The organism is bacterium (genome assembly GCA_040757115.1).
In the GTDB taxonomy this organism is placed as follows: Bacteria; UBA9089; CG2-30-40-21; order CG2-30-40-21; family SBAY01; genus JBFLXS01.
Window position 1 is genome coordinate 1 of the sequence record JBFLYA010000397.1, and the last position, 2,111, is coordinate 2,111.

Sequence of the window (2,111 nt, forward strand, 5' to 3'; positions counted from 1 at the left end):
TTTATGGTTTATGGTTTATGGTTTATAGTTTATGGTTTATGGTTTATGGTTTATAGTTTATAGTTTATGGTTTATGGTTTATGGTTTATAGTTTATGGTTTATAGTTTATAGTTTATGGTCTATAATCAACTATCAACTATCAACTATCAACTATAAACTATCAACTATAAACTATCAACTATAAACTATCAACGTTAAGTTTTTTAGAGAATTTGCAAATTTGCCAAAGTTCAGTATTTTATTTAACACTTCCCCTAAAAAATATCCCGGCATCGTATCGAAAATCACCATTTTCTTTACCCAGACCAATTAAAACCTCAAATTGATGAGCAAGAGGGAATCTCAAACCTACTCCATAGCCCTCAATTTTATCATATTCAAGCAATAAAAACAAATCCCGTGTCAATTGGCTCATTAAACCACCACTATATCGCAATTTACTCTGGGCATTTTTTCTTAATAATCCTGCCCCTAAGTAATATTCAGAATGTCCGAATGGCAATTTAATTGGTGCAGATAGAAGTGTGGAAATACCGCAGGATTTTTCCTTCTGATGTTCCCGCATATCATAAGTCTGATAATAAAAATCTAAGGCGAGGTTTTTTAAAAGTGTATGCTTTGCTCCAATCCCTAATCCCTGGATACGGAGTTCTAACTTCTCTATTGGTGAAGCGGCTCTCAGAATAAATCCTTCTGGATACTTTAACCCAATGTCTATTTCATTTTCTTTTAGAACATTTGGCGTTTGAACTGTCAATAATTCTGGCGGTGCCTCTTTAGGTGGTAATGATGGAAGAATAGATTTTAGTTTTACATCTACCTTTTTCTGACCAGGTCCATCTATTATCACTCTGTTTTCCACATCCTCATATCCTGGTTTTCCAATATTTATTCGATACACACCCGCAGGTAAATTAGATATAAGTAAAGGCGTCATCCCTTTAAGGGTTTTACCCATATAGACATACGCTGATGATGGTGAAGAGGTAATAAGCACCGAACCTTCTACCTTAGGAATTATCTCTTGTTCAACTGATTTAGGTAAAGCAAAGGAAAGGTTTAACAGCGAATAATCATAGAAATTTATCCTGGCTAATGTAGGTTTATACCCGGCTTTAGTTATCTTTAATGTAATTTCTTTGTTCTGGACATTTTTGATGATAAGTGGACTGACTCCAATCGATTTTTCATCAAGTTCTATTTGTTGAACGGCTGGTGTTGGACTGACAATTAAATGTCTTGTGGTCTTAGGTGTCCATTCCAGTGGATATTTCCTGACTTTATCACCGACACTTAGTTTTATCTCTGTGGTTGGGACTATTTCTGAAGATTCTTTATCTACTTTCACTATTTTTACATTTCCGGTTGAGACATTATTCTGAATAACTGTAAAATTATCCCCTAATTTTAAACCTGCATCTTCTCCAATATCAATAAAAATACCTTTTTTATCAATTTCTTTTATCCGACCTTCTAAACTAAAAACTCGCTCAAAACAATTAAGAATCTGTTTATCTAAATCCGGGATTTCCTCATAGTGGGTATTAATAAAAGCGGTATTTATAAGTAATGAATCCTTTTCTAAAATCTGGTAATTACCGATAACCAATACATCTGCATCTAACAATTTTCCTAAGGAATACGCCCTATCTTTGGTAATTACACCCATTTTTTTAAATGAGGCTAAATCAAATACCTTTTTTACTACCCCCTGGTCAATTATATTAAACTCTTTTGCAAGAGAATATGCAATTAAATCATAAGAAATTTGTTGACCAGCAAGATTAAGTGGGCTACTTAAATCCTCAAATTCTAAGATAGCCACTGTTTTTGCCTCTAAATTTCTGTTCAAAAACAATAATAAGGCTAAAATAAGAATTTGTCTTCTGAAAGGCATAATAAATAGTATCATATCATAAAATGGAAGAATTGTCAATAAAAAATCTTATCTTTCGTAATGGGTCAGTGAAATGGGGGATTCTTCTGAAAGTAGGAAGTAGGAGAGTAGGAAAGTAGGAAAGGGGGAGACATTGCCCCCAGAAGAGGAATACCGTGCACATCCTTTATCCCTTTCCTACTTCCCTACTACCTACTTGCCTACTATTTTCAT

1 protein-coding gene is annotated in these 2,111 nt (G+C 33.8%); it reads right to left on the bottom strand.

Annotation, left to right across the window (positions count from 1 at the left end; genetic code table 11):
• Positions 1–239: 239 nt before the first annotated feature.
• Entirely contained in the window at positions 240–1,913 is a 1,674-nt protein-coding gene (locus AB1422_19075; protein ID MEW6621405.1) for a PEGA domain-containing protein, read from the bottom strand.
• Positions 1,914–2,111: the final 198 nt, after the last annotated feature.